Origin of the sequence: Brenneria izbisi (assembly GCF_025840185.1) — a bacterium.
Lineage (GTDB): Bacteria > Pseudomonadota > Gammaproteobacteria > Enterobacterales > Enterobacteriaceae > Brenneria > Brenneria izbisi.
The window spans coordinates 1-950 of sequence record NZ_JAMPJU010000042.1; the positions used below are offsets into that span (position 1 = coordinate 1).

Below are 950 nucleotides of genomic sequence, written 5' to 3' on the forward strand. Positions count from 1 at the left end.
GGTCAACACAAAGGCAGTTCAGCCAATCCCAGCACGGGTCAGTCCGATCCGGTATTCAGGAGTATAGTAAACTGAGTGCTCCTCCTATGCTCAAACTATAGGGCAGGATCGTCTACCGGGGCGGGGTCAGTCCAATCAGGTCGGGCGCTTTCAGTTCCATGACAGAAATATCGCCAATGGCCGGAAACACGTTATTTTCCAGTGACGACCAGATTTGCACAGCGTGTTTTTCCGTCACCTTCCCTTTTTTGATTTTATGCCATTTTTCAGCCACGACGCGAAAGCGGCTCTCGTCAGTGCGTTTGCGTTGATCTACTGCTTCACGTTCAATTTCTCTGGGATCGATGCCTTTAGCCAGCAGCGCCAGTAATTTCTGGTGCTCCCGGCGAACCTCCGCCAGCGAAATGTCAGGATATTGCCCCAGGCTGATTTCCGTGGCTTTTCCGGTGGAGGGGCGGTTGTAGCGACAGTGCCAGTATTTGTTGCCGTTGGGTTTGATCTGTAAGCACAGACCCCGCCCGTCGAACAGATAATAGGGCTTCGCGGCGGGTTTTGCTTTCTGAACCTCGGAAGAGGAAAGAGGACGTGTAATAATAGCCATTTCTGCTCCTTGATAAACGCGTGCCCGGAGGCCGTTTTCACAAAGTTGAATGGCTGCAATACTCTGGAATTAAAAGTTTTCCGTCATAAACAATTCAAAATGAGTGTATCGAAATATCCTCATTGAGCGATCTACTCATTTATCTACTCATTATCTTTGGCTTCCCCGGCATGCCGGTGGAAACATTGGGACGAAAAAAAACCGCAAGTCACTGATGACTTTGCGGTTTCTTAACTCATAGGGATGTATAAAAACATCCAAAGACAATGAGTTGGCGGAACGGACGGGACTCGAACCCGCGACCCCCTGCGTGACAGGCAGGTATTCTAACCAACTGAACTACCGCTCC

At 49.8% G+C, this 950-nt stretch carries 1 protein-coding gene and 1 tRNA gene; both read right to left on the minus strand.

From position 1 onward, the window contains the following. Nucleotides 1-112: 112 nt before the first annotated feature. Nucleotides 113-601 (minus strand): integrase arm-type DNA-binding domain-containing protein, encoded by a 489-nt coding sequence (locus NC856_RS17650; protein ID WP_264091704.1) that lies wholly within the window; start codon nt 599-601, stop codon nt 113-115. A gap of 272 nt (nt 602-873) precedes the next feature. Next, a tRNA-Asp gene (locus NC856_RS17655) sits at nt 874-950 on the minus strand.